The organism is Acidovorax sp. KPB24-03, from assembly GCF_057546605.1.
Window position 1 is genome coordinate 1 of record NZ_BAAJYR010000601.1, and the last position, 1,600, is coordinate 1,600.

3 protein-coding genes are annotated in these 1,600 nt (G+C 71.9%); 2 read left to right on the top strand and 1 reads right to left on the bottom strand.

The window, feature by feature from the left end; all coding sequences use genetic code 11:
• Positions 1–813 (top strand): hypothetical protein (locus tag AC27KI_RS24380; protein ID WP_487116325.1); only part of this gene is annotated, 813 nt, incomplete at its 5' end.
• Here the strand turns inward: AC27KI_RS24380 and AC27KI_RS24385 are convergent.
• On the bottom strand, positions 807–1,283 hold the full coding sequence (locus AC27KI_RS24385) for a PACE efflux transporter (RefSeq protein WP_487116329.1): 477 nt from the start codon (positions 1,281–1,283) through the stop codon (positions 807–809). The genes AC27KI_RS24380 and AC27KI_RS24385 overlap by 7 nt on opposite strands.
• 117 nt (positions 1,284–1,400) lie before the next feature.
• Here AC27KI_RS24385 and AC27KI_RS24390 point away from each other — a divergent pair.
• The coding region (locus AC27KI_RS24390) for a helix-turn-helix domain-containing protein (protein ID WP_487116327.1) at positions 1,401–1,600 on the top strand (200 nt) is incomplete at its 3' end.

Genomic DNA, 1,600 nt, shown 5'->3' on the forward strand with positions numbered 1-1,600 from the left:
CGTGACGGCGTCGAGCTTTCGCTTCGGCGCCGGCGCGGCGCACTGAAACGCCCGGCAACGCCTGGCCCGGGCGCTTCGGGCATCATGGGCAGCCTCTTTCACTGCACGCCGCCGCGCCACGCCATGAAGCCCCTTCCCGCCCCCGCACGCCTGTCCCCGCTCTTCGTGGCGGCCACCCTGATCCTGGGCGCAGGCGCGGCCACGGCCCAGACGGCCCCGGCCCCAGCACCCACGGCGGCATCCCCCGCCGCTGCCCCCGCCCAGACCGTGCGCCTGCGCGGCACCATCGAAGCCGCCACGCCCACGTCGCTCACCGTCAAGGAACGCGGCGGGCAGACGGTCACGCTGGCGCTTTCGCCCACGCTGGTGGTGCAGGAGGTCTATCCGATCGCACTGGCGGACATCCAGCCGGGCAGCTTCATCGGCACGGCCGCGCTGCCCCAGGCGGACGGCACCCAGCGCGCCATCGCCGTGACGGTGTTCCCCGAATCCGCGCGCGGGGCCGGCGAGGGCCACCGCCCGTTCGACCTGCAGCCCCAGAGCACCATGACCAACGCCACCGTGGCCGACGTGGCAGGCGTGTCCGATGCCGCCGGCGGGGCCGCCAAGGGCCGCACGCTGAAGCTCACCTACCAGGGTGGCGAGAAGACCGTCATCGTGCCGCCCGGCGCGCCGGTGGTGACATTCCGCGGCGGCGACCGCAGCCTGCTGGTGCCGGGCGCCAGCGTGTCGCTCACCGCGCAGGAGGTGAACGGCACCCCCACGGCCACGCGCATCAACGCCGGGCGCAACGGCTTCGCGCTGCCTTACTGAGCCACGGCCTGGGGGGTGGCCTTCGTGGTGCCCTGAACGCCGGACGGTCCCGCCTGGGCCGATGCCGGCAGGCCGAAGATGCGGTCGAAGCCCCAGTTGAAGACGAAGGTGTAGCAAAGAAAGAAGGCGATCAGCCCCAGGTCCATCACGAAGGCCTGCCACAGGCTGACCTTGAACCACCAGGCGAACAGCGGCACCAGGGTGAAGACCAGGCCGCCCTCGAACCCGATGGCATGGGCGATGCGGCGCGCCGTGCTGCGCCCGCGCACCGGCTGGCGCGCCTCCCAGCGCTCGAACGCCCAGTTGAACACGAGGTTCCACACCACCGCGATGGCCGAGGCCGCCACGGCGACCACGCCCGAATGCCCCGGCCCCTGCCCCGTGAGCCAAGCCAGCGCCGCCGTGGCGGCCACGATGGCGATGAGCTCGTACAGGGTGACGTAGAGCACGCGGCGTGGCAGGCCTTGCAGGCCGGTGGTGCGGTGGGTAGCGGGGGCGGTGTGCGTGGACATGGGGCCACTGTATGTGTGCCAGGCTGATACATAAAGTCAGCTTGTTTCAGTTTTATTGATAGATACTCCGGCCCCATGGCGTTCTCTTCCGACAGCGTGCAGGTGTTTCTGGCCGTGCTGGACCAGGGCTCGTTCTCGGCCGCGGCGCGGGCGCTGTCGCGCGTGCCCTCGGCCGTGAGCATGACCATCGCCCACCTTGAAGCCGAGCTGGCCGTGCCGCTGTTCGACCGCACCGGCCGCGAGCCCCGCCCCACCGCCGCGGCCCGCGCGCTGGA